Origin of the sequence: Prevotella sp. OH937_COT-195 (genome assembly GCF_003932845.1) — a bacterium.
Classification (GTDB): Bacteria; Bacteroidota; Bacteroidia; order Bacteroidales; family Bacteroidaceae; genus Prevotella.
In genome coordinates, this window is sequence record NZ_RQZH01000074.1 from 1 (window position 1) to 1,311 (window position 1,311).

Sequence of the window (1,311 nt, forward strand, 5' to 3'; positions counted from 1 at the left end):
TATTAAAACGTTTGGGTGCGTTTTATTACCTTTCAAAACATTCAGTTGTTGGTATCAACTGAATGTTTTTTGTATATTTATAAGAATAACAAACTAATAGAGTATAAACAATAAATACTGTAACAAAAAAACAAAAACAAATCACATGTAACATGTTACATGTGATTTGTTTTTGTTCTATTAAAAGTAGTTTATATTACTTATACTAATAGGGTTTGATAATCATGAATATTGTTATTTTATTATAATATACCTTAGTAACTTGTTACATGTAACAAGTTACTGTTATAATAATTATATTATAATCTAAGGAGTGTAATGTATGTCAGTTATAACTATTGGTAATTTCAAAGGAGGAGTAGGTAAAACTACTGTATCAACTTTATTATCCTATATCGCTTCTGAAAGATACGACAAAAAGGTTTTATTAGTCGATTTTGATCCTCAAGGTAATGCTACTCAAATCATGAAAAGAACATATCCAGAAGCTATAGATGAAAAACAAACATTTATAGATACTCTTAAAACTGGTGAATTAGAAGATAGTATTATCAACCTATCAACTAAACTAGCGTTAATACCTGCAGATTCTTCACTAGCTAATTTATCTGATATTATTGCCAAAACAGATATTGTTAAAAAACGATATATTCTTAAATCAGTTATTGATCAAATTAAAAGAGATTATGATTTTGACTATATATTTATTGATGTACCACCAACAATAAATTCAGATTTCACAAATAATGCAGTATACGCGAGTGATTATATTGCTATGGTATTTCAAACGCAGCAATCAGCGTATGAGAGTAGTTTATCGTTTGTTAACTTTTTACGAGATAGAAAAAAGGAATCAAATTTACCATTTGAATTAATAGGAGCAATCCCAGTATTAATCAAGAAGAATGGTAATATTGATGAAAAGATATTAGAAATATCTAAAAAAACTTTCTCAAACGCTTTATTTAAAAATCAAATATTTCAAAGAGAAAGAATTAAGAAGTTTAGTGCAGAAGGTATTAGGGATAAAGATACGCACGATAAAAGAGTATTGCATATGTTAGAAGCGATATATAAGGAATTAGTAGAAAGAATAGAATTAATAGAAGGATAGGTGATCATAATGGCAGGATTTTTAGATGATATAAAATTCGAAGAACAAAAGAAAAAAGGTTTTTTAGATGATATCGACACTTCAGCAGTTAAGTATACGGAAAATTATAAACCTGTTGCTAAAAGTTCAACTATGAGAGTTGATACGATAATCAAAAAAAGGTTAAGTCAGATGGCATTAGATAAAGACACTTCTAT

2 protein-coding genes are annotated in these 1,311 nt (G+C 27.1%); both read left to right on the top strand.

The features are described from left to right. The first annotated feature begins 322 nt into the window (after positions 1 to 322). On the top strand, positions 323 to 1,114 hold the full coding sequence (locus EII32_RS11280; RefSeq protein WP_124793516.1) for a ParA family protein: 792 nt from the start codon (positions 323 to 325) through the stop codon (positions 1,112 to 1,114). 9 nt (positions 1,115 to 1,123) lie between these two features. Continuing rightward, positions 1,124 to 1,311: plasmid replication-associated protein (locus EII32_RS11285; protein ID WP_125235463.1), on the top strand; the 188-nt coding region annotated here is incomplete at its 3' end.